Here is a 1,097-nt window from a genome sequence, read left to right as displayed (position 1 = left end):
CTCCGAGCCATGGCCGGCCTTCGGCCGGGGTCCTGCGCTTCGCTCCGGACTGGCTCTGGTTCCGCTGCGCTCCACCAGAGCGGGCCTGCTCCGCAGGCCCCAGACCTCCCGCGCGGAGCGCGGGAGGTGACCCCGTTTCACGGGGTCCCGGGCCTGCGGCCCGTTGGGCGGGTCCGCTCCGCTCCCCCACCCCAGGGCCCTTCCGGCTCCGCCTCCAGGACCCCAGGCCTGCTCCGCAGGCCAAGCTGGCAGCGGGGGCTACCCGCGCCTGGGTTCCTGGACCACCTTGCCGTCCCTCACGAAGAGCCTCACCCGCTGCTCGTTGAAGTCCATCGTCACCATGCTGCCCTCGGGCACCACATGCACCGTGATCTCCGGAAACTCCGCCCGGATCTGCCGGCGGGCCTCCTCCGCCGACTTGCCCATCAGCTCCGGCCACACGCTCTTCGCCTCCACAAGCCCCTCCAACGTGATGATCGCTTCCGGCCCCGCTCGACGCTACAGGCCACCACTGCGTGGAACTTGGAAGTCCCGTGCTTCGCACAGAGCTGACCCCGCTTCACAAGGTCCGAGCCTCCGGCCCGTTGGGCGGGTCCGCTCCGCTCCCCCACCCTGGGACCTTGTCGTAACAGGCTCCAACAAAAGAATGCTTCAATCTGTCTCAGAGCTAGACTCTGGAAAGATCATCCTGCACCAGATCCCTGACCGCGACAGCCGAAGGCGACTCGCGTATCAGTAGAGCCCTATCGCGTCTACAACGATGGCCGGACCGGCAATGTGGGCGTGAACGTCCTCAGCGGGAAGGTCCAGATTGAAGTGACTGACCAGCTCTCGCACGTGGTCGTCCACCTCGGTCATCAGGAAGCGTCGCATCATGTGCTCCCAGTCGTGGAGAAGCCATTGCTCAGCGCTGAGGCAACCGTCACCGCCCCCCGGGATCAGCCTGCTGATGCTACCCAAGACGCGCAGTTCACCCTCAATACGGTTCGCTGACGCTTCGCCCGGGTCCGTCCAGCGAACGGTGGTTCTGGAGTTGTTAGGGGTTCAGCGGCGGGCGGCTGAGAGCCGGCCGTCGAAGGTGATGTCGAAGGCGTTCA

General features: G+C 66.5%; 2 protein-coding genes. One reads left to right on the top strand and one right to left on the bottom strand.

Going from position 1 to position 1,097, the window contains the following annotated elements; translation table 11 throughout:
• Positions 1-258: 258 nt before the first annotated feature.
• Entirely contained in the window at positions 259-456 is a 198-nt protein-coding gene (locus ACIQV3_RS40560; protein ID WP_403722428.1) for a serine protease inhibitor, read from the bottom strand.
• 327 nt (positions 457-783) lie between these two features.
• On the opposite strand from ACIQV3_RS40560, the gene ACIQV3_RS40555 reads away from it, so the two are divergent.
• Positions 784-993 carry a hypothetical protein gene (locus tag ACIQV3_RS40555; RefSeq protein WP_403722425.1) on the top strand — a complete coding sequence of 70 codons (210 nt, stop codon included), beginning with the start codon at positions 784-786 and terminating at the stop codon, positions 991-993.
• The last annotated feature ends 104 nt before the right edge of the window (positions 994-1,097 follow it).

Origin of the sequence: Streptomyces sp. NPDC099050, from assembly GCF_044759865.1 — a bacterium.
In the GTDB taxonomy this organism is placed as follows: Bacteria; Actinomycetota; Actinomycetes; order Streptomycetales; family Streptomycetaceae; genus Streptomyces.
This window is presented reverse-complemented; position numbering and strand designations above follow the sequence as displayed.